Annotated in this window: 1 protein-coding gene; it reads right to left on the reverse strand. The window is 31.8% G+C overall.

What is annotated here, in order from left to right; translation table 11 throughout:
* A partial coding sequence (locus tag SB717_RS33590; protein ID WP_410907127.1) for a YaaC family protein occupies positions 1–448 on the reverse strand: 448 nt, incomplete at its 3' end.
* Between the last annotated feature and the right edge of the window lie 43 nt (positions 449–491).

Raw genomic sequence — 491 nt, forward strand, 5'->3', positions numbered from 1 at the left:
CTAACATGTTAAATTTTTCTGCTTCTAAGTGTTTCATGTGAAACAGTTGTTCTGCAACATGAGTAAACAATCCGTTTTTTTGTACCTTCACCTCATCTTCTAAAAATTGATACCCTTGTTTTTTTCGTTTGCGAGTTGTAACGCCATGAGCTAAAACAGTAGTGGATTCAGGATAGTTAGGATCAATGGTTAGTAGACATGCTTTAAAAAGTTGGCTAATTCCATAAAATAACAACATTGGTTGAATGGAAAATGGAGCTGTCTTATATAATTCATAATAATTTTTCCCGTGTTCTAAGTAATAAATAAAGGGATAACAATTTTCAAAACTTTTTTTTTCGGCATCCTGAATAGAGGATTTTTCATAACAACGGGCAAGATAACGTTGTACGTTTTGAGATGAAAAAAAGAAACTTAACTGCTGCCAAGTGCAAGATGTTTGATGCATATATTACGCTCCTTTTATTGTCTAAAAATTCTAACATATATAT

The organism is Priestia sp. SIMBA_032 (assembly GCF_046535215.1).
Lineage (GTDB): Bacteria > Bacillota > Bacilli > Bacillales > Bacillaceae_H > Priestia > Priestia aryabhattai.